The following is a 24835-nucleotide window of genomic DNA, read 5'->3' as shown; positions in this document are numbered from 1 at the left end:
GGGTGTCGGGATGTGTCAAAATCGGATAACGGGCGATCCCCTGGCCCCCACCAGGCCGGTACACCAAGGCCGGACCGCCGTGGGGCGGCGCTGCGAAGTTGCGTGCGTCACCTTCCCTGTCCCGCTATTCGGACGACTTGTCGCGTTGTGCGCAGAACTTCCCGATGTGCGACACCGTGGCGCGGCGGATAAGACTCGTCAGCGGAAACCGTCTTCCGGTACAACAGACCCTTACCCCTCACCTGGGGCCCCTCGGCGCGTGTGCGGCGCGCCTGGCCTCCGCGTCATCCGGGACCACTCGAGTCCGGGTGTACGGAAGCCGAGCCCACCTATCCCCTGTTGTAGGGGGTAGTACCCTCATAGACAATTCGGACAAAGGGGTCAACAGTGGCAGCGGAGATTGTCAATCCTCGCACCGACAGCAGCGACAGCACCGAACGCGGGGAGAGCGCCGACAGCGACGGCCCGGAAAGCCCCGTGGACCCGGTCTTCGCCCTCCATCGCGGCGGCAAGATGGAGGTGACCGCGACGGTCCCGGTGCGGAACGCCGACGACCTGTCGCTCGCCTACACGCCGGGCGTCGCCCGCGTGTGCACCGCGATCGCCGAGCACCCGGAGCTGGTCCACGACTACACGTGGAAGTCCCAGGTCGTGGCCGTGGTCACGGACGGCACCGCGGTGCTGGGCCTCGGTGACATCGGCCCGGAGGCGTCCCTGCCGGTGATGGAGGGCAAGGCGATCCTCTTCAAGCAGTTCGGCGGCGTGGACGCGGTCCCGATCGCGCTCGCCACCACCGACGTGGACGAGATCGTCGACACCGTCGTGCGGCTCGCGCCGTCCTTCGGCGGGGTGAACCTGGAGGACATCTCCGCCCCCCGCTGCTTCGACATCGAGCGCAAGCTGCAGGAGCGCCTGGACATCCCGGTCTTCCACGACGACCAGCACGGCACGGCCGTCGTCACCCTCGCCGCGCTGCGCAACGCGACCCGGCTGACCGGCCGCTCGCTCGGCGAGCTGCGCGCGGTGATCTCCGGGGCCGGAGCCGCCGGTGTGGCCATCGCCAAGATCCTCATCGAGGCCGGGATCGGGGACGTCGCCGTCACCGACCGCAAGGGCGTGGTGCACGCGGGCCGCGAGGACCTGAACTCCGCCAAGCGCGAGCTCGCCTCGTACACCAACAAGGCCGGGCTCACCGGTTCGCTGGAGGAGGCGCTCGCGGGCGCGGACGTCTTCATCGGCGTCTCGGGCGGCACCGTGGCGGAGGAGGCCGTCGCCACCATGGCGAAGGGCTGCTTCATCTTCGCGATGGCCAACCCCACGCCGGAGATCCACCCCGAGGTGGCGCACAAGTACGCGGCCGTCGTCGCCACCGGGCGCAGCGACTTCCCGAACCAGATCAACAACGTGCTCGCCTTCCCCGGCATCTTCGCGGGCGCGCTGCAGGTGCGGGCCTCCCGGATCACCGAGGGCATGAAGATCGCCGCCGCCGAGGCGCTGGCCGCCGTCGTGGACGGCGAGCTGTCCGCCGACTGCGTGATCCCCTCGCCCTTCGACGAGCGCGTGGCCCCCGCGGTCTCCGCCGCCGTGGCAGCGGCCGCCCGCGCCGAGGGCGTCGCCCGGCGCTGAGCGCGCCGTACGCCCGCAGACCACGCCGCCGCGCGGCGCGGTGCCCGCCGGTCGGGGGCATCGCGCCGCGCGGCGCGTGTCACATCCCCGTGCGGTTCCGCCGGGGCACCGGACGGCGCTAGCGTCAAGGTCATGTTCGCTGCCTACGCCGCCCGCATCGACCGCGACCAGCCGCTGAGCGGCCTCGAACTCGGGGAGCGCCCCGAGCCGGAGGCCAGGCCCGGCTGGAGCACCGTCACCGTCAAGGCCGCCTCCCTCAACCACCACGACCTGTGGTCGCTTCGCGGAGTGGGGCTCGGCGAGGAGAGCCTGCCGATGATCCTCGGCTGCGACGCCGCCGGGATCGACGAGCACGGCGACGAGGTCGTCGTCTACCCCGTCGTCGGCCTGAGCGGACACGGCGTCGGCCCGGACGAGCCGCGCAGCATCCTCACCGAGAAGTACCAGGGCACCTTCGCCGAGAAGGTCTCCGTGCCCACCTGGAACCTGGTGCCCAAGCCGAAGGAGCTCTCCTTCGAGGAGGCCGCCTGCCTGCCCACGGCCTGGCTGACCGCCTACCGGATGCTCTTCACCAACGCGGGCGTGCGCCCCGGCGACTCCGTCCTCGTCCAGGGCGCGGGCGGCGGCGTCGCGACGGCCGCCATCGTGCTGGCCAAGGCCGCGGGCCTGCGGGTCTTCGCCACCAGCCGCGACGAGGCCAAGCGCAAGCGCGCCGAGGAGCTCGGCGCCGACGCCGCCTTCGAGCCGGGCGCCCGGCTGCCGCAGCGCGTGGACGCGGTCATCGAGACCGTGGGTGCCGCGACCTGGTCGCACTCGGTCAAGTCGCTGCGCCCGGGCGGCACGCTGGTGATCTCCGGCGCGACCTCCGGACCCAACCCGAAGGCCGCCGAGCTGAACCGGATCTTCTTCCTGGAGCTCAAGGTCGTCGGCTCGACCATGGGCACCAAGGACGAGCTGGAGGACCTGCTGAACTTCTGCGCGCTCACCGGTGTGCGGCCGGTCATCGACACGGTGCTGCCGCTGGACCGGGCCCGCGAGGGCTTCGAGAAGATGGCGGGCGGCGACCTGTTCGGGAAGGTCGTCCTGACGGTCTGAGGTCCTGCGCGCCGGCCGGTGCACGACGGGCGTCGCCGGTGCGGACCGGCGGCGCCCCGGGTGCCCGCCGGGAGGGCGGGCGTCGTCAGAAGACGATCATGAAGCGTCCGCCCAGAACACCTAGGGCCGCGAGGACCGCCAGGTGAGCAGGGCGTACGCCAGCAGGCACAGTGGGACGGCCCAGCCCGGGACGTCCCCGGCCGCCACCGTGGAGCGGGTCGTCAGGCTCGCCAGGGTGACGCCCGCTCCGAAGCACAACTGCCCCGCGCCCCACAGGCGGGGGCGCAGCACATGGCCCGCCCGGAAGGCGGCCACGCGACCGGTGGTGAGGGCCAGGGCGCCCGAGACGAGGGTCCAGAGCGCGGCCAGGCACAGCAGGACGAACAGCGCGATCTTCACGTGCAGATCATGCACCCGCGGGCGCGGAGGCCGTGACGCGGGGGGCGCGCACGCCCGGATACCGGGGTATCCGGGCGTGGAGCGCCGTGCCGGGGTGCTCGGGGCGCTCGACGGGCCGTGGCGCAACCGCGCGCCGATGGTGCCGCTCGCGGAGCGGGAGGTCGGCGGCGTGGCCGTCCGGTGCGTCGTGGACGGTCCCGCGGGCGGGTACTAGTCCTCGCGTTTGCCGCGCAGCACCACGCCGATGTGGGCCGCCGCCGTGGACAGGTGGCGGCGCACCTCGCGCAGCTGCTCGGCGTCCACGCCGTTGTCGCGGGCGGCGTCGCGGACGTCGTCGCGGAAGCGGTCGAGGAGGCGCTCCAGGTCGCGGGCCGGGTCGTCGGTCACGGCGGCGTCCTCCGCGCCCCACTCGGGCGCCTCGGCGGGTTCGGGCTTCACATACGGCGGCCAGGTGGACGTACGGCCGAACTGGCCCAGCTCGCGGGTGAGTTCGGCCAGCCCCTCGCGGACGCCGGTCTGCCAGTCGCCGCGCCGGACGTGGTCCTGGACCTCCTCCTGGACGCGGCGCGCGATGCGCTGGACCTCGTCCCGTGCGGCGTCCTGGGCCTCCTTGGCGGCGCGCTTGGCGTTGCGGGCCTCCTCGCGAGCCTGCCGGATCTCCTCCTTGGAGCGGCGCATCTGCTCCTTCCAGTCCGCCGGGGAGGACTTGGTCTGCGTGCGCGCCGCCTGCTGCGCCGCCGCCCGGATCTCGCGGCGCAGATCGCCGGCGGCGCCGCGGACGTCCTCGCGGATCTCGGCGGCGAGCGTGGAGACGGAGTCGCGGATCTCGTTCTCCAGGTCGGCGATCTCGTCGCTGCGGGAGGCGAGTTCGGCCCGGCCGGCGTCGGTGATCGAGTACACCTTGCGGCCGCCCTCGGTGGAGTGGGTCACCAGACCCTCCTTCTCCAGCTTGGCCAGCCGCGGGTAGACGGTACCTGCGGAGGGGGCGTACAGGCCGTGGAAGCGCTCCTCCAGCAGCCGGATCACCTCGTAGCCGTGGCGCGGGGCCTCGTCCAGCAGCTTGAGCAGGTAGAGGCGGAGCCGGCCGTGGGCGAAGACGGGGGCCATCTCAGACGTCCTTCCGGAACGGATCCGCGTCGGCGGGTCCGTGGTCCTCCTGGGGCGGGCGGCGCAGCAGCGCGATCGCGCCCGAAACCGTCGTGGCCTTCAGCCGGGCACCGCCCGATCCCATCCGTCCGGAGATCCGCTTGGCCCCCCACTGCCCGCTGACCCGCAGCTCGTCGAAGGCGCAGGAGACGGCGCCGCTGGTGGTGTTGGCGTCGACCTCGGCGTCCCCGGGCTCCGGGATGCGGATCGCGATCTCACCGGAGACGGAGGTCAGGCGGACGTCCGCGCCGCTGCGCGGGTCGAGGTCGAGCACCATGTTGCCGCTGACCGAGTCGGCCTTGACGGCCGCGCCGCTGCCCTCGACCACGGTCAGGTCCCCCGAGACCGTGTTGACCCGCAGGTCACCGGAGACCGCCTGGGCCTCCACGTTCCCCGCGACCGTCTCGGCGGTCACCGGGCCCGCCTGGCCGACCAGCGTGATGTCGCCGTTGACCCCCCGTACGGCGGTGCGGTCGGAGATCCCCGAGATCACGGCGCTGGCCCCGACCACGCCGACCGACACGCCGGTGCGCTGCGGCACCGCGAGCGAGACCACGGCATGCCGCCGCCAGCCCTTGCGGTCGAGCCATTTGAGCAGGCCCTTCCACGGCAGGTCCTCGTACGTGACGGTGAGCGTCCCGCCCGCCTGGGACACGATCAGCGGCGGGCCGTCCAGCTCGCTCACCTCCAGCCGGGCCGGTCCCTCGTCGACGCCGACGACGTTGACGGCGCCGTTGACGATCCGGACGTGCAGGGTGTCGACGGTCCCGTCGAAGACCATCTTGTGCGGCTCGGTGACCGTCCACTCCCGTGAGCCGGGTGTTCCGCTCATTTGCCCCTCCTTGGGGTCACCCGGGCACGCCGGGCCATGCCGACAACGCAACATATCGCGTCTCTCCAAACACACGATATATCGCGTAGGTCGGAAGTCAAGGGAGCGCCGCGCGGGTCGGGCTCCTGACCCCGCAGGCGCGGCACCGAACCGGCATGACGGCGGGCGGGCGGCTACTCGTCCTCGTCGTCGTCCAGCCGGGCCAGCCACGTCGCCAGCCGCTCCACCGGGATCTCGAACTCGGGGTTGAGGTCGACGAACTCCCGCAGCCGCTCGGCGAGCCACTCGAAGGTGACCTCCTCCTGGCCGCGCCGGTTCTCCAGCTCCTCGATGCCGCGGTCGGTGAAGTACAAGGGGTGCTCCGATGGGGTTGTCGGCGGAACTCTCCCGGCAAGGATATGCAGGTGGCGGACCCCGTCGCGGTGCCGGTGCCGGGACGGGGCCGGGACGGGGCCGACGCGTGGGGCCCCGCACTCACCGAGTGCGGGGCCCCACGCGACGTACCGCGATCTCAGAGCCTCGAAGCCTCAGGGGCCTGACGGCCTCAGAGCTCGAAGACCTCGTGCACCAGCTGCTCCTGCTCCTGCTGGTGCCGCTTGGCGGAACCGACCGCCGGCGACGAGGAGGACGGACGCGACACACGACGCAGCCGGTCGGCGTTGTCGGGGGCGGCGCCGAGCACCAGGTCGAGGTGGTCGATCAGGTTGAGGGCGATGAACGGCCAGGCACCCTGGTTGGCCGGCTCGTCCTGGGCCCAGACGTACTTCTGGGCCTTGGTGAACGGGGCCAGGGCGGCCTGGATCTCCAGGCCCGGCAGCGGGTAGAGACGCTCGATGCGGATGAGGGCGGTGTCGAAGGCGCCGCGCTTCTCCCGCTCGGCGACGAGGTCGTAGTAGACCTTGCCGGAGCAGAAGACGACCTTGCGGACGTCCTCGGGCTTGACCGTGCTGTCGCCGATGACCGGCTGGAACTGACCGGAGGTGAAGTCCTCGGTCTTCGAGGTCGCCGCCTTCAGGCGCAGCATCGACTTCGGGGTGAAGACGATGAGCGGCTTGTGGTGCGGGTTGTGGACCTGCCACCGCAGGAGGTGGAAGTAGTTCGCCGGGGTGGTCGGGACCGCGACCGTCATGTTGTTCTGCGCGCACAGCTGCAGGAAGCGCTCGATGCGTGCGGAGGAGTGGTCCGGTCCCTGGCCCTCGTAGCCGTGCGGGAGCAGGAGGGTGACGCCGGAGGTCTGTCCCCACTTCTGCTCGGCGGAGGAGATGAACTCGTCGACGACGGTCTGGGCGCCGTTGACGAAGTCGCCGAACTGCGCCTCCCAGGCCACCAGCGCGTCCGGGCGGGCAAGCGAGTAGCCGTACTCGAAGCCCATCGCCGCGTACTCGCTGAGCAGCGAGTCGTAGACGTTGTAGCGCGCCTGGTCCTCGGAGAGGTAGAGCAGCGGGGTGTAGTCCTCGCCGGTCTCCCGGTCGACCAGGACGGCGTGCCGCTGGCCGAAGGTGCCGCGGCGGGAGTCCTGGCCCGCGAGGCGGACCGGGGTGCCCTCCATCAGCAGGGAGCCGATGGCGAGGGTCTCGCCCATGGCCCAGTCGATGGTGTCGTCCTCGACCATGGCCGCGCGGCGCTGCAGCTGCGGCATCAGACGCGGGTGGACGGTGATCCGCTCCGGGATGTTGACCTGGGAGGCCGCGATCCGCTTGACGGTCTCCTGGCTGATCGCGGTGTCCGCCGGGACGGGGAACTCCGGGCCGGTGGCCCGGTTCTCCTCCTCCTGCGGCGCGGCCGGCGCGGTCGCCTCGCGGACCTCGGTGAAGACCTTCTCCAGCTGGCCCTGGTAGTCCTGCAGGACCTGCTCGGCCTCTTCCAGCGTGATGTCGCCGCGACCGATGAGGGACTCGGTGTAGAGCTTGCGCACCGAGCGCTTCTTGTCGATCAGGTCGTACATCAGCGGCTGGGTGAAGGACGGGTTGTCGGCCTCGTTGTGACCGCGGCGGCGGTAGCAGATGAGGTCGATGACGACGTCCTTGTTGAACGCCTGGCGGAACTCGAAGGCGAGCCGCGCGACGCGGACCACGGCCTCCGGGTCGTCGCCGTTGACGTGGAAGATCGGCGCCTCGATCATGCGCGCGACGTCGGTGCTGTACATCGACGAGCGGGAGGACTCCGGGGCGGCGGTGAAGCCGACCTGGTTGTTGATCACCACGTGCACGGTGCCGCCGGTGCGGTAGCCGCGCAGCTGCGACATGTTCAGGGTCTCCGCGACGACGCCCTGGCCGGCGAAGGCCGCGTCGCCGTGGAGCACGACCGGCATGACGGTGAAGTCCGTGCCGCCCTTGCCGATGACGTCCTGCTTGGCGCGGGCGATGCCCTCGACGATCGGGTCGACCGCCTCCAGGTGCGAGGGGTTGGCGGCCAGCGAGACCTTGATCTGCTCGCCGTCCAGGCCGGTGAAGGTGCCCTCGGCGCCCAGGTGGTACTTCACGTCGCCGGAGCCGTGCATCGACTTCGGGTCGAGGTTGCCCTCGAACTCGCGGAAGATCTGCGCGTACGACTTGCCGACGATGTTGGCGAGCACGTTGAGGCGGCCGCGGTGGGCCATGCCGATGACGACCTCGTCCAGGCGCGACTCGGCGGCCGCGTCGATGACGGCGTCGAGCAGCGGGATGACGGACTCGCCGCCCTCCAGGGAGAAGCGCTTCTGGCCGACGTACTTCGTCTGCAGGAAGGTCTCGAAGGCCTCGGCGGCGTTGAGCCGGCGCAGGATGCGCAGCTGCTCGTCCCGCTCGGGCTTGGTGTGCGAGCGCTCGACCCGGTCCTGGATCCACTTGCGCTGCAGCGGGTCCTGGATGTGCATGAACTCGATGCCGACCGTGCGGCAGTACGAGTCGCGCAGCACACCGAGGATGTCGCGCAGCTTCATCAGCGACTTGCCGGCGAAGCCGCCGACCGCGAAGTCGCGCTCCAGGTCCCACAGGGTGAGCCCGTGCTCGGTGATGTCCAGGTCGGGGTGCTTGCGCTGCTTGTACTCCAGCGGGTCGGTGTCGGCCATGACGTGGCCGCGGACCCGGTAGGAGTGGATCAGCTCGAAGACACGGGCGGCCTTGGTGACGTCGTCGTCGTGGCTGGCGTCGATGTCCTTGAGCCAGCGGACCGGCTCGTAGGGGATGCGCAGCGCCTTGAAGATGTCGTCGAAGAAGTTGTTCTCGCCCAGCAGGAGCTGGTTCATGATGCGCAGGAACTCGCCCGACGCCGCACCCTGGATGACCCGGTGGTCGTAGGTGCTGGTCAGCGTCATGACCTTGGAGATGCCCAGCTTGTTCAGGGTGTCCTGGGAGGTGCCCTGGAACTCGGCGGGGTAGTCCATCGAGCCGACGCCGAGGATCACCGACTGCCCGGGCATCAGGCGCGGCACGGAGTGGACGGTGCCGATGCCGCCGGGGTTGGTGAGCGAGACGGTGACGCCGGAGAAGTCGTCCATCGTCAGCTTGCCGACGCGGGCGCGGCGGACGATGTCCTCGTAGGCCTGCCAGAACTCGAAGAAGTTCAGCGTCTCGGCCTTCTTGATGGCCGCGACGACCAGCTGGCGGTCGCCGTTGGGCTTGACCAGGTCGATGGCGAGGCCGAGGTTGACGTGGTCGGGCTTGACCAGCGTCGGCTTGCCGTCCTTCTCCGCGAACGACCAGTTCATCGACGGCATGATCTTCAGCGCCTGCACCATGGCGTAGCCGATGATGTGCGTGAAGGAGACCTTGCCGCCGCGGGCGCGCTTGAGGTGGTTGTTGATGACGATGCGGTTGTCGAACAGCAGCTTCACCGGGATGGCGCGCACGGAGGTGGCCGTGGGCAGCTCCAGCGAGGCGTGCATGTTCTTCGCCACGGCCGCGGACGGGCCGCGCAGCGTGACGAACTCCGGGCCCTCGGACGCGGTGGCCGGGGCGGCCTTCGCCGCGGGCTGCGGCTGCGCGGGGGTGGGCTTCACGACGGCGGGCTTCGCGGGGGCCGGCGCGGCCGGAGCCGGGGCCGGGGCCGGGGCCGGCGCGGCGGCGGGCTTCACGGGCGCGGGGGCAGGGGCGCTGCTCTGTGCGGGGGCAGCGGGTGCGGCCGGCGCGGCCGGCGGCGCTGCGGGGGCCGCCTGAGGCAGGCCCGAGGCGACTGCGGAACCCGTATCCGCTCCCGGCTTGTAATCGGCGAAGAAGTCCCACCAGGCTCGGTCCACCGAGTTCGGGTCCTGGAGGTACTGCTGGTAGATCTCATCGACAAGCCACTCGTTGGGCCCGAATCCCGCGGCAGGGCCCTGGCCCTGCCCATCGGTTCCGGTCCCGGAGATACCGCCCGACCGGAGGTCGGGGGAGCTCGAGCTATTGGGGTGTGGCGACACGGCGGCAACCGCCCTCTTCCGCTTCACAAGGTGATGGACAGCGGAAATAAAGGCTACGCCTACCTGAGGGCTTCCTGCAGGCCGGGTGGTCAGTCGTCGCCTAAGTCACATCGGAAAGGCGGTTTCGCGGCGGAGTTTGGCGGGAATGGGGTCCTGAATCGACTGGTCCGGTTGCCTCTGGCAACATCCGCTCCGGGCAGCGGCGTCAGGCCGTCGCCGGGGCGGACCCGGGAAGGGTGACGCGGATCCGGCAGCCGCGGCGGGATTCCGCCACTTTGATGTCGCCGCCGTGGAGGTCCACCGCCCAGCGGGCGATCGCCAGTCCCAGCCCCGTGCCCCCGTCGCCCGGTCCCGCGCTGCCGCGGTTGAAGCGCTCGAAGACCCGGGTGCGCTCGGCCTCGGGTATGCCGGGGCCCTCGTCCAGGACCTCCAGGTCGAGGCTGCCGGGGCCCCCGCCGCGCCGGGCGCGGATGGTGACCCGGCCGCTGGGCGGGCTGTGCTTGACGGCGTTGTCGACGAGGTTGGCGACCACCTGGTGCAGCCGTTCGGCGTCCGCGTACGCGGTGAGCTCCGGCGGCGAGACGTCCAGATGGATGTGGACGTCCTTGCGCGCCCGGGCGCCCGGTCCGGGGTTGCCCTGCAGCCCCAGGCTGGCGGTCTTGATCACGGCCGACAGGTACGGCCACACCTCGAAGCGCTTGGCGTCCAGCGGCACGATGCCGTTGTCCAGCCGGGACAGGTCCAGCAGGTGGGCGACGAGCAGGCTCAGCCGCTCGGCCTGCTGCAGCGCGGTGCGCATGGTCTCCGGGTCGGCCTCGGAGATCCCGTCCACGACGTTCTCCAGGACCGCGCGCAGGGCCGCGATCGGGGTGCGCAGCTCGTGTGAGACATTCGCCACCAGCTCCTTGCGGTGCCGGTCGACGGCCTCCAGGTCGGCGGCCATCCGGTTGAAGGTCTCGGCCAGCTCGCCGACCTCGTCGCGGCGTGCCGCGGTGACCCGCCGGCTGTAGTCGCCGCGCGCCATGCCGCTGGCGACGGCGGTCATCTCACGCAGGGGCGCGGTCAGGCCGTGCGCCACCAGCTGTGAGATCAGCAGCGAGGCGATGATCGAGAAGAGCGTGATGATCCGGATCTCGGTCGCCGAGTGCATCGCCACGAAGATCAGACCCGTGGTGATCAGCACCGAGGCGAGCACCAGGTACTGCAGCGCCGCCTTGATCGACCGGAAGGGGTCGTACGGCCTCAGCGCGGCCCAGACACGTTCCCGCAGCTTCGGCGGGGGCGGCGCGCTGTAGGGGCTCATGGCGTGGGCGTCTCGAGCGCGTAGCCGACGCCGTGCACGGTGCGGATGCGCTCCGCGCCGATCTTCCGCCGCAGCGCCTTGACGTGGCTGTCGACGGTGCGGGTGCCGGAGGCGTCCGCCCAGTCCCACACCTCGGCGAGCAGCTGCTCCCGGGAGAGCACCGCGCGCGGCTGCTGGGCCAGGCAGACCAGCAGGTCGAACTCGGTCGGGGTGAGGTGCACGTCGGTGCCGCGGACCCGGACCCGGCGCTGGGCGTTGTCGATCTCCAGGTCGCCGAGCTGCATGTTCGCGCCGCGCGGGTCGCGGGCGGCGATCGTGGCGCGCTCCACGCGGCGCAGCAGAACGTGCACCCGGGCGACCAGCTCGCGCAGCGAGAAGGGCTTGGTCATGTAGTCGTCGGCACCCACGCCGAGCCCGACCAGCATGTCGGTCTCGTCGTCGCGGGCGGTCAGCATCAGCACCGGCACCGGGCGCGAGGCCTGCACACGGCGGCAGACCTCCAGGCCGTCGTACCCGGGGAGCATGACGTCGAGTACGAGCAGGTCGGGCTGCCACGAGGCGGCGGTCTCCACGGCGGCGGGGCCGTCGCCCGCGGTGCGGACCTGGAAACCCTCGGCCCGCAGGCGTACCGCGATGGCGTCGGCGATCGTTGCGTCGTCCTCCACCACCAGCACGCGGCGCTGCGCTCCGGGGGTGGCCGTCACCGCTGCGGCGTCGGCCGTCGTCGGCTGTGTGCTGTCCATGTGGGGTCCCCCATGGTCGTTTGCGTTGCGCAGCAGCGTACGGGGCAGGGTGGCGGCGCGGCTACGCGGGTTTCGTTGCCAGGTGCACGACATCCGGAACGCCCCGATTCACGGGGATCTCGATCGTCCGGACCTGCGTGAACTGCGCCGACCTCAGTGCGTCTTCGAACGCGGCGGACGGCTGCGCCGACCATACCGCCAGTACGCCGCCGGGTTCGAGTCGCGTTCTGCAGGCCGCCAGGCCCGCGGGACCGTAGAGTCCGCCGTTGCCCTCGGTGACCGTCCAGTCGGGCCCGTTGTCGATGTCCAGGCACAGTGCGTCGTAGGTCACGTCCGCGTCCCGGACGTACGCGACCAGATCGCCCTCGACGACGTCGACCCGCGGGTCCTCCAGCGCGTGCTCGGAGAAGGCCGCCAGCGGGCCCGCCCGGTGCCAGTCGATCACCGCCCGCTCCCGCTCGGCCACCGCGATCCGCGCCCAGCGCGGCTCGCCCGCCGCCCGCGCGAGGGAGAAGCCCACCCCGAGGCCGCCGATCAGCACCGACAGCCCCGAACGGTCCGCCGGGAGGGCGCCGAGCGCCGCGTCGACCAGCAGCCGCTCCGAGCGGCCGTCCGAAGTGTCCATCAGGAAGGTGCCGTTGGCGATGATCTCGTAGCGCCCGCCGCTCCGGCGAAGGGCGACCTCCCCGTACGGCCCCTCCCGGCGGTCCAGAGTGACCGGCCGCTCCTCTTCGTTCGCGTACATGGGCCCAGCGTAATGAGGCGGTCCTCCGGGCCGGACGGGATTTTCAGTGCCCGCCCCCCGCGGCCGGACCCCGGACGGCCACGAGGACGGCCCCGGCCGCGAAGAGGACGGCGGCGGTCGCCCAGGCCGCGGGCTGCGGGCCCGGCTGCATCGACCAGGCCCATACGGCGGCGGCGCCACCCGGCGTACGAGGGGCGGCGAGGTAGGCACTGCCGCCGTAGAGCACCGGCGGCAGCCAGCTGAGCCGGGCGCCGAGTACGGCGGCGCCGGCGGCGGCGAGCCCGGTGAAGCCGAGCACGCCCCGGATCATCGTCGGGGCGCCGAAGTGCTGCGGGTCCCCGGGCACCGCCACGCCCAGCCAGAGCACGGCGGACCCGGTCAGGGCGAGCAGGTGCACGGCCCGCCACCGCCACCAGGGCAGCGGGGACCCGCGCTCCAGCTCCCCGGAGTGGGTGTGGAGCGATACGCCGGTGACCGCCGCCGCGAGGAGCGGGGCCAGGACGACCACCGGGACCCGGGCACCGGTGTCGAAGAACGGCCGGGCGACCAGCCAGTCCGCGCTCCAACGGGACACGGCGAACAGGACGGCCAGCACGGCGGCGGCGCCGGGCAGGCCGCGCGAGCGGGCGTACAGGGAGAGCAGGGACGGCGTCGTGGGCACTGGTCCTCGCAGGCTCGGGCGGGGGTTCATGGTGACGGGACACCGCCGGTGTCGCAGGCACGGACGCCGGCCAGGTAACGGCCGAGCCAGGCACGGCGATCGGCCGGCGCCATCGAGTGCAGGCGCCGCGCGGCCGACCGCGCGGGACGCGCCTCGGGGTCGTCGGGGGACAGGGGACGCCCCAGGCGCAGCCACTCCTGGGCGGCGTACTCGTTGGCGTTGGCGTGCGCGCCGCCCTGCGGCCGCTCGCACGGGGGTGAGGCGACCGCGTACACGAAGTCCCGGTAGAGCATGCCGGAGTCGCCGAGGCGGCCCCGGAAGACCCCTCCGTACAGCTCGAACCTGACCTCTCCGGGTGGTGGTGCCTCGTCCGTGGCGCCCTCGCGGAACCGGACGGGAGCTCCCGGCACCCCGTCCAGCCGGGAGTCGATCCGCGCCACGACCGCCCGCACGGCGGGCAGCGCGGAGCCGTGGTCCGCGCGCAGGCACACCGTGGGGGTGCCCCGGTCGCAGACGAGCGTGGACGCGGCGGGGTCGGGCCGCCACAGGCCGTCGCCCGTCCGGTACAGCACCGACGCGGCGGCGACGGCGAGCACGAGCGGCACCACGGCGAGCACGCGGCGCCGGGCGTGGCCGGCCAGCAGCGCGGCCACGGCCGGTCCGGCGTACCACACGGCCGCGACGGGGGCGGCCCACCACACCGGGGCGTCACCGGAGGGGCCGACGTACGCGGGGCTGAGTACCGTGGCGCCCGACTCGCCGTAGGCGCCGATGCCGAGCAGCACATACCCGGCGACCGCGAGCAGCGGTGCCGCGAAGCGCCAGTGCAGTGCCCGCCCCGCCGCGAAGCCGAGCGCGCCCAGAGCACCGAGCGCCACCGCGTCCGCGGCCGGCCGGTCCCACGCGGGGTGCCCGTAGGACGCGTACGGCAGGACCAGCGCCAGGCACAGGCCGACCGCCGCCAGATAACCCAGCACCGGCCAGGCCATAGACGGCAGGGCCGCCACCAGCGCCCTGCGCAGCGGCGACCGCGCCGCCGAGGCGAGCAGGTCGCCGGTGCCGCGCCGCCGCTCGCGGCCGCCCTGCCAGCAGCCCACGGCGAGGGCGAGCGGACCGCCGAGGAGCAGGCCCGCCTCGCGCAGCGCGCCGTGGAGCACCGCCCAGTCGTCCCCCAGCGAGTACCGCCTGGCCAGTACGGCGATGAGGACGCTGCCGGCCACGGCGGCCCCCGTCCACGCCCCATGGCCGCGCAGCAGCTCGGTGCGGTGGACACGGTGAACTCGGGGCGCGGCGGGAGGCACCTGCGGAGGGGTGGCCAGGGTGTCTGCGGCGCTCATACGGCGGCCTCCCGGACGTCGGCGCGCGCCGCGCGGTGGCGGCGCAGCGCGGCCGTGTAGCCGCGCTCGATCGGGGTGTCCCCGGCCGCGTCGTCGTCACCGGCCGCGGCCAGCTCCTGCGCCGTGCCCCGGAAGGCGACCCGCCCCGCGGCGAGCAGCGTCACCTCCGAGCAGGCGGTGGCCACGTCCTCGACGAGGTGGGTGGAGACCAGGACGGTCGCCGTGGCGCCCAGTTCCCTGAGCAGGGCGCGGAACTCCACCCGCTGCTCCGGGTCGAGGCCGGCGGTCGGTTCGTCGAGCAGCAGCAGGGCCGGGTCGTTGACGATGGCCTGGGCGATGCCGACCCGGCGCACCATACCGCCGGACAGGGTCCTGATCCGCGCGTCGGCGCGCCCGGTGAGACCGACCCGCTCCATCGCGCGGTCGACGGCCTCCGGCACGGCGGCCACGGGCATCTCCTTGAGCCAGGCCACGTACGCCACGAACTCGCGCACCGTGAAGCCGGGGTAGTAGCCGAAATCCTGCGGCAGGTAGCCGAGGCGCCGCCGGACCGCGGTGCGCCCCTCATGTGTCGCGGGATCGTGGCCCAGCAGTTCCAGCCGTCCCGAGCGGTACTTCGCCACGGTGGCCAGCACCCGGATCAGCGAGGTCTTCCCGGCGCCGTTGGGGCCGAGCAGCCCGTGGACGCCGCGGCCGATGCCCAGGTCGAGGGCGTCCAGGGCGGTGGTCCTGCGGTGTCTCACGGTCAGACCGTCCACGCGGACGGTGGTCGGGGTGGTCACGGGCGCTCCAGGTGGTCGAAGGCGGTGCGGCGCAGGGCCAGGAGGAGGGCGCAGGCGGCGCCGGCCGCGGCCCACGCGGGCTGCGCGGCGGGGGAGAGCAGCGGGGGCGGGGCCGCGGGCGGCAGCCCGCACGCGACGACGGCGCACAGCCAGCCGGCCGTGACGGCCGCGGCGGCCCGGTGGCAACCGGTCCAGCTGCCCAGCGTCAGCGTGGCCCCGGTCAGCACGAGACCCGGCAGCAGCCACGCCACCGCCGCCCCCGCTCCCGCGAGGACGCCGCCGGCGGCGCTCAGCAGCGGCACGCACACCGCCAGCACGACCCCGGTCCGGGTCAGCAGCAACCGCAACCCTCCCGAGGGCGTGGAGGCGGCCAGCTCGTGGGCCGGGTCGCCGTACCTCCCGTACGCCAGGGCCACGCCCACCGGCGGCAGCACCGGCGCGAGCACCAGCAGCCAGGGCCGTCCTTCCGGCGGCCCGCCGAAGCGCGCCAGCGCCACGGCCGCCGCCAGGGTGAGCAGCACCGACGCCACCCACGCGGGCCGCAGCGCGCACGCGGACCGTACGGCGGCCCGCCACGGCCGGGGCACGGCGGCTCCGGGCAGACTGTCGGCGGCGGTACGCGGGCGGGCCGTGGTGCCCGCGGCCGCGGCGAGCACCGACTCCCGTACCTCCGCGAGCAGGGCACCCCCCTCGCCCGCCCGGGCCAGCGCGGAGATCCGGGCGGCGCACGCCGCGCAGGACTCCAGGTGCTTGTCCACGGACCAGGCGGCGGTGTCCGGGAGGGTGCCGTCGGCGTAGGCGGCGGCCGTCCGGTCCGGCACGTGCCAGGCGGATCGGTCCTCGTGCGGGGTGCGGGGGGAGCGCCGTGCGCGCCCCCGGGGAGAACTCAGCATGCGGCTCCTCCCGCCGGGTCGAGGGCGGCGAGCGCGGCGCGCAGTTCGCGGCGCGCCCGCTGGGCCCGGGTCTTGACGGTGCCCTCGGGTATCCCGAGCAGGCGTGCGGTCTCCCGCGTGGTGAGGCCGTCGATCACGGTCGCCCGGAGCACGGCCCGCAGCTCGGGCGAGATCCGGTCGAGCGCGGCGCCCACGTCGCCGTACTCCAGCCCGGCCAGCACATGCTCCTCGGCCGACGGGGCGGTACCGGGCTCCTTCGCGGCCAGGAGGTCGCGGGTATCGGCGCGCGCGGCGGCGCGGCGCGCGTCCACCAGCCGCCGGGCGGCGATCACCCACAGCCAGCCACCGGCGGCCGCGCCGCCGCCGTAGGCGTCCGCCGAGCGCCAGGCCGCCACGAAGGTGTCCTGCAGCACCTCCCGTACGGTCTCCGGATCGGCGCAGCGCCGGGTGAGCCGGGCGTGCAGCCACCCGGAATGGCGGTCGTACAGGTCCGCGAGGGCCTGGGTGTCCCCCCGGGCGATCGCGCGGATGAGCGCGTCGTCGCCGGGCGGCTCGTGGCTCATGGGCCGGAAGAGTCTCACACCCGTCTATCGCCGCCCGCCCCGCGGGCGGTTCTCCGCGGCCGTACGGAAGAGGTGCCGGCTGCCTCGTCGGGCGCCCCTCGTGCGGTCCGTCCGCGGCCGATCGCTCAGAGCGAACAGAGGCCGGGGAACACCAGGGGCATCAGATGCATTGAGTCTGCATAGCTCAACTTGATTGCTTAGGGAGAGATAATGGCTCAATCGTCTTCGTCGGCGTTCGCGCCGCTCACCCTCCCCGTGCTGCCCCTCGACGACGCGGTGGTCCTGCCCGGCATGGTCGTGCCGGTGGACCTGACCGACGCCGAGGCGCGTGCCGCGGTCGAGGCGGCCCAGGCCGCGCAGCGGTCCGGTCAGCCCGGACTCGGCAACAAGCCGCGGGTCCTGCTCGTTCCCCGGGTGGACGGCGACTACGCGGGCGTGGGCACGCTGGGCACCGTCGAGCAGGTGGGACGTCTGTCGGACGGCGATCCCGGTGCCGTGATCCGCGGTGTGAGCCGCGTGCGCATCGGCGCCGGCACGACCGGACCCGGCCGCGCCCTGTGGGTGGAGGGCACCGAACTCTCCGAGCCCACGCCCGCCGAGGCGCCCGGCACCGTCGCGGAGCTCATGAAGGAGTACAAGGCGCTGGCCACCAGCTGGCTGCGCAAGCGCGGCGCTTGGCAGATCGTCGACCGTGTCCAGCAGATCGACGACGTCTCGCAGCTGGCCGACAACGCCGGCTACTCCGGCTTCCTCACCAACAAGCAGCGCATCGAGCTGCTGGAGACCGTCGACCCCGTCGCCCGGCTGAAGCTGGCCACGCAGTGGCTGCGCGACCACCTGGCCGAGCAGGACGTCGCGGAGACCATCCGCAAGGACGTCCAGGAGGGCATGGAGAAGCAGCAGCGCGAGTTCCTGCTGCGGCAGCAGCTGCAGGCCGTCCGCAAGGAGCTGGCCGAGCTGAACGGCGACCCGGAGGACGAGGCGGACGACTACCGTTCCCGCGTCGAGGCCGCCGACCTGCCCGAGAAGGTGCGCGAGGCCGCCCTGAAGGAGGTCGAGAAGCTGGAGCGGTCCAGCGACGCGTCCCCCGAGGGCAGCTGGATCCGCACCTGGCTCGACACCGTCCTGGAGCTGCCGTGGAACACCACGACCCAGGACGCGTACGACATCCCCGGCGCGCGGGCGGTGCTGGACGCCGACCACGCGGGCCTGGAGGACGTGAAGGAACGCATCACCGAGTACCTGGCCGTCCGCAAGCGCCGCACCGACCGCGGTCTCGGCGTCGTCGGCGGGCGCCGCGGAGGCGCGGTGCTGGCCCTGGTGGGCCCGCCCGGCGTCGGCAAGACCTCGCTCGGCGAGTCCGTGGCCCGCGCGATGGGGCGGAAGTTCGTGCGCGTCGCGCTCGGCGGCGTCCGCGACGAGGCGGAGATCCGCGGCCACCGGCGTACCTACGTCGGCGCGCTGCCCGGCCGGCTCGTCCGCGCCATCAAGGAGGCCGGGTCGATGAACCCGGTGGTCCTGCTGGACGAGATCGACAAGGTGGGCTCCGACTACCGGGGCGACCCGGCCGCGGCCCTGCTGGAGGTCCTGGACCCGGCGCAGAACCACACCTTCCGGGACCACTACCTGGAGGTCGAGCTGGACCTGAGCGACGTGGTCTTCCTCGCCACCGCCAACGTCATGGAGGCCATCCCGGAGCCGCTGCTGGACCGCATGGAACTGGTGCGGCTGGACGGCTACACCGAGGACGAGAAGGTCGTCATCGCCCGTGACCACCTGCTGCCGCGCCAGCGCGAGCTGGCCGGGCTCGGCGAGGACGAGGTCACCGTCGACGACGCGGCCCTGCGCAAGCTGGCCGGGGAGTACACCCGCGAGGCGGGCGTGCGCACCCTGGAGCGGTCGATCGCCCGCATCCTGCGGAAGGTCGCCGCGAAGCACGAGCTCGGCGAGCGCGAGCTGCCGTGCACCGTGACCCCGGAGGACCTGCGGGATCTCATCGGGCGGCCGCACCACGTGCCGGAGTCCGCGCAGGACCCGCAGGAGCGGCGCACGGCGGTGCCGGGCGTGTCCACCGGCCTGGCGGTGACCGGCGCGGGCGGTGACGTCCTCTACATCGAGGCGTCGCTGGCCGACCCGGAGACCGGCGGCAGCGGGCTGCAGCTCACCGGTCAGCTGGGCGAGGTGATGAAGGAGTCCGCGCAGATCGCGCTCTCCTTCCTGCGCTCGCACGGCGCCGAACTGGAACTGCCGGTCGGCGACCTGAAGGAGCGCGGCGTCCACCTGCACGTCCCGGCGGGCGCGGTCCCGAAGGACGGCCCGAGCGCGGGCATCACCATGACCACGGCCCTGGCCTCGCTCCTGTCGGGGCGCCGGGTCCGCACGGACGTGGCGATGACCGGCGAGGTGTCGCTGACCGGGCGCGTGCTGCCCATCGGCGGCGTCAAGCAGAAGCTCCTGGCCGCGCACCGCGCCGGGATCACCACCGTCGTGATCCCCAAGCGGAACGAGGCGGACCTGGACGACGTGCCGGCCGAGGTCCTGGAGAAGCTGGAGGTCCACGCGGTCTCGGACGTCCGGCACGTGCTGAAGCTGGCCCTTGAGCCCGCCGTCACCGACGCGGAGGCCGGACTGGAGGCCCGCCCCCTGCCGTCGGGGGAGGAGCCCCCGGTCGCGGCGTGAGTGAGGTCCTGACCGGGTGAGAAGAGAGCGGCCCCTCCCATGCGCCTGAGGAGGGGCCGCTCTCGCGTCCGCGGCTTCCCAGTGGGGAGCGGCCGCGGGCGGTCGTGGGCGCCGACGGAGGCGTCCCGGTCGCCGGGGAGGTAGGGGAGCAGCCGCAGGAGGCGTAACGGGCGGTCCACAGCGGGCCGGTGGCGCCGAAGGCGGCGCCGCAGCGGCGGCCTTCACATGATCGGACACCCACGGCGGAAGCGCCCCTGGTCACGCCGCTGGTCCACGCCTGCGAAATACTGGGGACGCCGCGCACACGGCGGCCGGAGACGAGACATCCCATGACTGAAAGCGGGTGACCAGGTGGCCCACAGCGCCGGCTCCCCCGGGGAGACGGACCCCGTGATGGAGGCGCTCGAGCGCGAGCTCACCGTCCTGTTGCGGCGCGCCCGCGCCTCCTCCGGCGAGATGGCCCGCGAGGTCCATCCGGAACTGGAGCCCGCGGCGTACGGGATCCTCGCCCGGCTCGCCGAGACCGGACCGGAGCGGGCCACCGTGCTCGCCGCCTACTTCGGCGTCGGCAAGGCGACGATGAGCCGTCAACTGCGCGCCCTCGAGGTGCTCGGGCTCATCCGCCGCGAGCCGGACCCGGCCGACGGCCGGGCCTTCCTGGTGCAGCTCACGGGGGAGGGCTCCGCCCGCTTCTCCCGGGTCCGTGAGGCACGCCGGGCGCGGTACGTCAGCCGCCTCAGCGGCTGGGACCGGGGCGAACTGCGGGAACTGGCACGACTGCTGGGCCAGCTGAACGCGTCGCAGGAGCCGGAGGGGGCGTAGGGCCGGTCGCCCGGGCCCTTCCGGCGTCGCGCCGCCCGGCACGCGCCTCCACCGGGCCGCCGCGCCACCGGACCGCACCGCCGCCGCACCGGCGGCCCGTGACGCCGTCACAGCTGCGCGAACACCGCCGTCGCGTCGTCGCGCACCTTGCCGCGGGGGAAGCGGGCGCCGTCCGGGTCCGCGGACTCGGCGGCGCGCACACGCCGGAGGAGCTCCTCCGGGCCCGCCTTGCGCAGCAGCGCGAACGTGTCCTGCCAGTCCTGCTCGTGGAAGACCTCGACGAGGCGGGCGGCGCCGTCCGTGAGGGCCGCGACCGCGCGGACCCCGGAGCGCGGTCGGGTGCCCGTGACGGCGCGTTCCGCGACCGCGGGGTCCGCCGCCGCGGTGAAGAACCCGCCCTCCTCGTTGCGCAGGGCCTCCACCGCGAGTCCGTACTCCGCGGCGGCCTGCGCGCGGGCCGCCGTGCCGCGCGGGAGGGCCCGGACGGCGGCGCGCATCGCGGGCAGCGGATCGGGGAGCCGGGCCAGCCGGTCGTCGAGCACGCTGCAGACGTCGCCGGCGGGGTCCTCGACGAGCAACACCGAGTCGGAAAGCACCAGATGCTCCACGGTGTCCGCATTCCACCGGACCGCGACCACGGTTGCCTGAGGAGTGCGACGGTGAGAAAGGTCACAGGTGCCGCGGTGTGCGTCCGCGGTGCGCAGGACGGCTCCGGCGAGGCAGTCCGCGAGGCTCGGCGCCGCGGGCGAAACGGACAGTTCGATCATGGATCCGCCCAGCTCGGAGACGTACCAGGGGACCGAGTGGCGGCATCCCGTGGGGCCGTCCGGAGGAGTCACGCCGTCCAGCAGGATCAGTGAACCGCCGCCGCCCGACGCGGGCATGGCCACCGCGGCGAAGTCCTCGTTGGGGCGTTCGGGGCTGCCCGGCTCGGTCGCCGTGTCGATGCGCATGCGGCCAGTGTGCGTCAGTCGCCGGGGAGGGCTGTTCGAGGCCCGGCGGTGCTCCCGGGAGGTTACCGGTGAGTGAAGGAGCGCATCCTGCCAGGACGGCGGTCCGGATGCCAGTTTTTCCCAGGGGCGGGTGGGGAACGCGCGCGTAACGATCCCGCCGGGGAGTTGAACGTCAACTTGTGCGTGCGATTCACTCGTTCGGGTGTCGAGGTGGGGGACGCACATCTGCATTCCGGGTCGGCCTGAGATGGTCGGGACGATGCCGGGATGAGGCCAGACGTTGCCGTGCTCGGCGCTCGGCCGATGTGTCGTCATCTCGGGACCACTGGATCAGGCGAGACGGGATAGCGAGCATCGGTGCGAACACGACGTAACCCGCGGACCAAGCGCGTACGGCAGCGACTGCTGGGCGCCCTGCTGATCTGCGCCGTCACGGTCCTGGCCGCCTCCGCGCCGGGTGTGGCCACGGCGGTACGCGATCTGGCCGAGTCCCAGCGGCTGGTCGGCATGGCGCGACTGGAGGCCCAGGCGGTCTCGCTGTCCCACGCCCTGGCCGACGAACGCGACGACATGGCGGTCTTCGTGGCCGGCGGCCGCTCCACCGCGGCCGGCACGGGCGTCTCCGAGACCCAGCGCGAGCGGGTCGACCGCCAGGTCAAGGAAGTGCTGGCGGCGGCCGCGGAGGCCGACACCGACGACGCCCCGGCCTTCGCCGACGCGACCGCCGAGGTCGTCCGTCGGCTCGGCGAACTCCCCGCCGTCCGGCAGAAGGTGCTCTCCGGCCACGGCTCCGCCCAGGCGGCCGTCGCGGCCTACGACCCGCCGATCCAGGCGCTGAACGGCGTCGGCGCCGCCGTCGCCCGTTCGCTGCCCGCCCGCGGCGCCTCCGCCGACACCACCATGCTCCCCGCGCTCGCCCGCGCCGTCGACCAGGCCTCCGCCCAGCGCGGGCTGCTGGTCGGCGCGCTCACCGCGGGGGGCGAGGAGTCCGGCCTGGTCCAGGCGGCGCAGACCGCCGCCGTCAGCGAGCGGTCCGCGCTCGCCGACTTCCGCGGCGCGGCCTCACCGGCCGCCGTCGAGCAGTACGACGAGACGGTCACCGGCTCCGACGTCAGCGCGGCGGAGAAGCGGCTGAAGCGGCTGCTGGACAGCCCCTCGCTGTCCGCCGCCGACCGCGCGTTCAAGCCGGGTCCGGTGCAGTCGGCGCTCTCCGCGCGGATCGACATGATGCGCGGAGTCGAGTCCTCGCTCGCCGCCGCCTCCGCCGACCGGCTCGCCGCGCTGCGCGACGACGACGTGACGGCCCTCGAACTCCACATCGCCCTGGCCGCGGTGTGCTTCCTGCTCGTCATCGGCATCAGCGTCTCCACGGCCCGCTCCATCACCCGCCCGGCCGCCGCCCTGGCCCGCTTCGCGCGCGGCGACATACCCGCCGGCGAGCAGGTCAGGATCGTCGGCGCGGACGAGTTCGCCGCGACGGCCCGGGCGGTCAACGCGCTCCGCGCCGAGCTCGCCGGGCTGCGCGAGCGCGTCGCCGCGCAGGACGCCGAGCACACCAAGCTCCAGGGCGTACGGGACGCCCTCGCCGCGGAGCGCGACCTGCTGCACGGCAAGCAGGACGCGCTCACCACCCGCCTGGGCACGTTGCAGGGCAACGTCCACAGCACGTACGTCAATCTGACGCTGCGCACCCTCGGTCTGGTCGAGCGCCAGCTCACGCTGATCGAGCGGCTGGAGGACCTGGTCCACGACCCGGACGAGCTCGCCCAGCTGTTCCGGCTCGACCACCTGGCCACCCGCATGCGCCGCAACAGCGAGAACCTGCTGCTTCTGGCCGGCGCCGAGCACGGCCACGCGCACCCCAAGCCCGTCGCGCTGGTCGACGTCGCGCGTGCCGCGGTCTCCGAGATCGACAAGTACGAGCGCGTCCGCATCCAGCAGCTGCCCGCCGGGCGGATCGCCGGTTTCGCCTCCGACGACCTGAGTCACCTGATCGCGGAACTCCTCGAGAACGCCGCCGCCTTCTCCCCGCCGGAGACCGAGGTGCAGCTGTCCGGCTGGATGCTCGAGAGCGGCGAACTGATGCTCTCGGTCGAGGACCAGGGCATAGGCGTCCCCACGGCCCGGCTGGACGAGCTCAACGAGCTGCTGGCGCAGGCCGACCCCGCGGCGCACGGCTCCGGGGCTGAGGGCATGGGCGTCTACGTCGTCGCCCGGCTCGCCGCCCGGCACGGCATCCGCGTCCAGCTGCGCGACGCCAAGGGCGGCGGCACCACCGCCGTGGTGGTCGTGCCCACGGCGCTCACCGCGCCCGCCGAGGACCCCGACGGCCCGCAGACCCCCGTGGAGGCGGCCGTCGCGGGCGAGCCGTGGCAGCCGCGCCAGGCGCTGCCGCGCCCGCGGGGCGAGCGCGCCGGGGAACCGGAGGAGACGGCGGTCCCGGCGGAGGGCCGCGACGAGCCGAACGAACCGAGCGAGCCCAACGATCCGGTGACGGCCGCGGCGGCGGACCCGGCCTCCGAGCCGGAGCCCACGGCCACGCCTGCGCCCACGTCCGCGCCCGCGGGTGACGCCATCGAGCACGTTCGGGCCGACCAGCCCGCGCCGGAAGCCCCACCGGCAGCCGCGCAGGTTCCCGAGGGCATGGGGCGCACCACCAAGGGACTGCCGCAGCGCGTGCCACGCGCCACGGGACTGTCGGGCGAGCCGCAGACCCGCGAACAGGCCCGGCAGGGCGGGGGAGTGGACCCGGAGGAGCTGCGGCGCAAGCTCGGCGGCTTCGCGCGGGGTCTGCGCGACGGCCGGGCGGAGGCCCGGGCCGAGACGCAGGAGATCCGGCAAGGGGTGCCCGCGCCGCGGGGGGCGGCCGACGCGGACACAGCAGAAGGCAGTTCGGGGGGACACCAACAAGTCGAAGCCGAAGGCGTCGAGGAGGCACGCGGTTGATGTCGGCCGGTACGGACACCCAGAGTGAACGGGGCCTGAGCCACGAGGCACGTAACCTCCAGTGGCTGCTGAGCAATTTCGTGGAGGACGTGCCAGGCGTCCGTTCCGTGGCCGTCGTGTCCTCGGACGGACTGCTGCTGCTGACCTCCGAGGCCGAGGCCGACGCGGAGGAAGAGGGCGCGGACGGCACGGCGGTACGGCCCAAGGGACCGGCGGGCACCTCCGCCGACCTGGCGACGGTCGTCTCCGGCATCGCGTCGCTGACCGACGGCGCGGCGCGCCTGATGGACGGCGGCGGAGTGCGGCAGACGGCGGTCTCGATGGAGGACGGCAGTGTGTTCGTCATGACGATCGGCGACGGTTCGCTGCTCGGTGTCCACGCGGACGCCGAGTGCGACATGAGCGTGGTGGCCTACCACATGGCCCTGTTCGTGGGCCGGGCCGGCCATGTGCTCACCCCCGCGCTCCGCTCGGAGCTGCGCGAGGCGATCGAGGCGGGCCGCTGATGCGCCGACCGCTGATCCCCGCGCCCCAGTCGGCCGCCGCCCTCCCGGTGCGCGGATCCGGGCGCAGGGCCGCCCGGGTGCGGCCGTACGCGCTGACCGGCGGCCGCACGTCCTTCGGCCATGTGCTGCTGGTGGAGACCTTCGTCGCGACGATCGACGGTTCCACCGAGCGCCGGGAGCTGACCTCGGGCAACTGGGCCGAGCGCGTCATGCCGGAGATGCGGGCCATCGTGGAACTGTGCCGCCGGATGCGCTCGGTGGCGGAGATCTCGGCGCTGCTGCGCATGCCGCTCGGCGTCGTCCGGGTCCTGCTCAGCGACCTGGCCGATCAGGGAAGGATCCGCGTGTACGGAACCGGGCACGGGCCCGGCGCCCCGGATCGCGCGCTGCTGGAGAGGGTGCTCGGTGGACTTCGCAGGCTCTGAC

The 24835-nt window shown here is 73.5% G+C and carries 22 protein-coding genes; 8 read left to right on the top strand and 14 right to left on the bottom strand.

The annotated features are described in order from the left end of the window. The first annotated feature begins 387 nt into the window (after positions 1 to 387). Both ACWDAS_RS07580 and ACWDAS_RS07575 read left to right on the top strand, forming a co-directional pair. Positions 388 to 1626, top strand: coding sequence for an NAD(P)-dependent malic enzyme (locus ACWDAS_RS07580; RefSeq protein ID WP_450387908.1), 1239 nt, complete (start codon positions 388 to 390; stop codon positions 1624 to 1626). Positions 1627 to 1758: 132 nt separating this feature from the next. Further along, positions 1759 to 2721: a zinc-binding dehydrogenase gene (locus tag ACWDAS_RS07575; RefSeq protein ID WP_450387907.1), complete on the top strand. Its 963-nt coding sequence runs from the start codon at positions 1759 to 1761 to the stop codon at positions 2719 to 2721. Between the two features lie 120 nt (positions 2722 to 2841). Here ACWDAS_RS07575 and ACWDAS_RS07570 read toward each other — a convergent pair whose 3' ends face one another. Beyond that, positions 2842 to 3120 (bottom strand): hypothetical protein, encoded by a 279-nt coding sequence (locus ACWDAS_RS07570; RefSeq protein WP_450387906.1) that lies wholly within the window; start codon positions 3118 to 3120, stop codon positions 2842 to 2844. A gap of 76 nt (positions 3121 to 3196) precedes the next feature. Between ACWDAS_RS07570 and ACWDAS_RS07565 the strand changes: the two genes are divergently transcribed. Continuing rightward, positions 3197 to 3334, top strand: coding sequence for a hypothetical protein (locus tag ACWDAS_RS07565; RefSeq protein ID WP_450387905.1), 138 nt, complete (start codon positions 3197 to 3199; stop codon positions 3332 to 3334). On the opposite strand, the gene ACWDAS_RS07560 is transcribed toward ACWDAS_RS07565, so the two are convergent. The 12 genes from ACWDAS_RS07560 to ACWDAS_RS07505 all read right to left on the bottom strand — a co-directional run bounded on the left by ACWDAS_RS07560 (position 3331) and on the right by ACWDAS_RS07505 (position 16503). Next, positions 3331 to 4227 (bottom strand): helix-turn-helix transcriptional regulator, encoded by an 897-nt coding sequence (locus ACWDAS_RS07560; RefSeq protein ID WP_450387904.1) that lies wholly within the window; start codon positions 4225 to 4227, stop codon positions 3331 to 3333. The two genes, ACWDAS_RS07565 and ACWDAS_RS07560, sit on opposite strands and share 4 nt — an antisense overlap. A gap of 1 nt (position 4228) precedes the next feature. Continuing rightward, positions 4229 to 5098, bottom strand: a complete 870-nt coding sequence (locus tag ACWDAS_RS07555; protein WP_450387903.1) for a DUF4097 family beta strand repeat-containing protein — start codon at positions 5096 to 5098, stop codon at positions 4229 to 4231. 173 nt (positions 5099 to 5271) lie between these two features. Continuing rightward, positions 5272 to 5451, bottom strand: coding sequence for a DUF6104 family protein (locus ACWDAS_RS07550; RefSeq protein WP_431967379.1), 180 nt, complete (start codon positions 5449 to 5451; stop codon positions 5272 to 5274). A 191-nt stretch (positions 5452 to 5642) separates the two neighbouring features. After that, a complete protein-coding gene (locus ACWDAS_RS07545) occupies positions 5643 to 9425 on the bottom strand; it encodes a multifunctional oxoglutarate decarboxylase/oxoglutarate dehydrogenase thiamine pyrophosphate-binding subunit/dihydrolipoyllysine-residue succinyltransferase subunit (RefSeq protein ID WP_450387932.1) in 3783 nt (1260 codons plus the stop codon). A gap of 256 nt (positions 9426 to 9681) precedes the next feature. After that, entirely contained in the window at positions 9682 to 10779 is a 1098-nt protein-coding gene (locus ACWDAS_RS07540) for a HAMP domain-containing sensor histidine kinase (protein ID WP_450387902.1), read from the bottom strand. After that, positions 10776 to 11522, bottom strand: a complete 747-nt coding sequence (locus ACWDAS_RS07535; protein WP_450387901.1) for a response regulator transcription factor — start codon at positions 11520 to 11522, stop codon at positions 10776 to 10778. Before ACWDAS_RS07535 ends, ACWDAS_RS07540 begins: the two co-directional genes overlap by 4 nt. A gap of 61 nt (positions 11523 to 11583) precedes the next feature. Then, on the bottom strand, positions 11584 to 12267 hold the full coding sequence (locus ACWDAS_RS07530; protein WP_450387900.1) for a spermidine synthase: 684 nt from the start codon (positions 12265 to 12267) through the stop codon (positions 11584 to 11586). 43 nt (positions 12268 to 12310) lie between these two features. Beyond that, positions 12311 to 12928 carry a hypothetical protein gene (locus ACWDAS_RS07525; protein ID WP_450387899.1) on the bottom strand — a complete coding sequence of 206 codons (618 nt, stop codon included), beginning with the start codon at positions 12926 to 12928 and terminating at the stop codon, positions 12311 to 12313. A gap of 26 nt (positions 12929 to 12954) precedes the next feature. Further along, a complete protein-coding gene (locus tag ACWDAS_RS07520) occupies positions 12955 to 14265 on the bottom strand; it encodes a hypothetical protein (RefSeq protein WP_450387898.1) in 1311 nt (436 codons plus the stop codon). Further along, positions 14262 to 15047, bottom strand: coding sequence for an ABC transporter ATP-binding protein (locus ACWDAS_RS07515; RefSeq protein WP_450387897.1), 786 nt, complete (start codon positions 15045 to 15047; stop codon positions 14262 to 14264). The genes ACWDAS_RS07520 and ACWDAS_RS07515 overlap by 4 nt, the downstream gene beginning before the upstream one ends. Further along, positions 15044 to 15940 carry a zf-HC2 domain-containing protein gene (locus tag ACWDAS_RS07510; RefSeq protein ID WP_450387896.1) on the bottom strand — a complete coding sequence of 299 codons (897 nt, stop codon included), beginning with the start codon at positions 15938 to 15940 and terminating at the stop codon, positions 15044 to 15046. The genes ACWDAS_RS07515 and ACWDAS_RS07510 overlap by 4 nt, the downstream gene beginning before the upstream one ends. Beyond that, the gene (locus ACWDAS_RS07505; RefSeq protein ID WP_450387895.1) at positions 15934 to 16503 is read right to left on the bottom strand and encodes an RNA polymerase sigma factor; all 570 of its coding nucleotides are present in this window, start codon (positions 16501 to 16503) and stop codon (positions 15934 to 15936) included. Before ACWDAS_RS07505 ends, ACWDAS_RS07510 begins: the two co-directional genes overlap by 7 nt. 210 nt (positions 16504 to 16713) lie before the next feature. Here ACWDAS_RS07505 and lon point away from each other — a divergent pair, with 210 nt between their 5' ends. Both lon and ACWDAS_RS07495 read left to right on the top strand, forming a co-directional pair. Further along, the gene (gene lon, locus ACWDAS_RS07500; protein WP_450387894.1) at positions 16714 to 19182 is read left to right on the top strand and encodes an endopeptidase La; all 2469 of its coding nucleotides are present in this window, start codon (positions 16714 to 16716) and stop codon (positions 19180 to 19182) included. Between the two features lie 393 nt (positions 19183 to 19575). Further along, on the top strand, positions 19576 to 20004 hold the full coding sequence (locus ACWDAS_RS07495; protein WP_450387931.1) for a MarR family winged helix-turn-helix transcriptional regulator: 429 nt from the start codon (positions 19576 to 19578) through the stop codon (positions 20002 to 20004). A 107-nt stretch (positions 20005 to 20111) separates the two neighbouring features. On the opposite strand, the gene ACWDAS_RS07490 is transcribed toward ACWDAS_RS07495, so the two are convergent. Then, positions 20112 to 20957: a hypothetical protein gene (locus ACWDAS_RS07490; RefSeq protein WP_450387893.1), complete on the bottom strand. Its 846-nt coding sequence runs from the start codon at positions 20955 to 20957 to the stop codon at positions 20112 to 20114. 357 nt (positions 20958 to 21314) lie between these two features. Here ACWDAS_RS07490 and ACWDAS_RS07485 point away from each other — a divergent pair, with 357 nt between their 5' ends. Genes ACWDAS_RS07485 through ACWDAS_RS07475 form a run of 3 tightly spaced genes read left to right on the top strand, consistent with a single transcriptional unit; the run spans position 21315 to position 24834 of the window. Then, complete coding sequence (locus tag ACWDAS_RS07485) at positions 21315 to 23903, top strand: nitrate- and nitrite sensing domain-containing protein (protein WP_450387892.1); 2589 nt, start codon at positions 21315 to 21317, stop codon at positions 23901 to 23903. Next, positions 23903 to 24409 (top strand): roadblock/LC7 domain-containing protein, encoded by a 507-nt coding sequence (locus ACWDAS_RS07480; RefSeq protein ID WP_450387891.1) that lies wholly within the window; start codon positions 23903 to 23905, stop codon positions 24407 to 24409. Before ACWDAS_RS07485 ends, ACWDAS_RS07480 begins: the two co-directional genes overlap by 1 nt. Beyond that, a complete protein-coding gene (locus ACWDAS_RS07475; RefSeq protein WP_450387890.1) occupies positions 24409 to 24834 on the top strand; it encodes a DUF742 domain-containing protein in 426 nt (141 codons plus the stop codon). The genes ACWDAS_RS07480 and ACWDAS_RS07475 overlap by 1 nt, the downstream gene beginning before the upstream one ends. Position 24835 lies beyond the last annotated feature (1 nt).

The organism is Streptomyces sp. NPDC001070, from assembly GCF_053598835.1.
The sequence above is the reverse complement of the archived record's forward strand: the minus strand, read 5'-3'. Positions and strand labels throughout refer to the sequence as shown.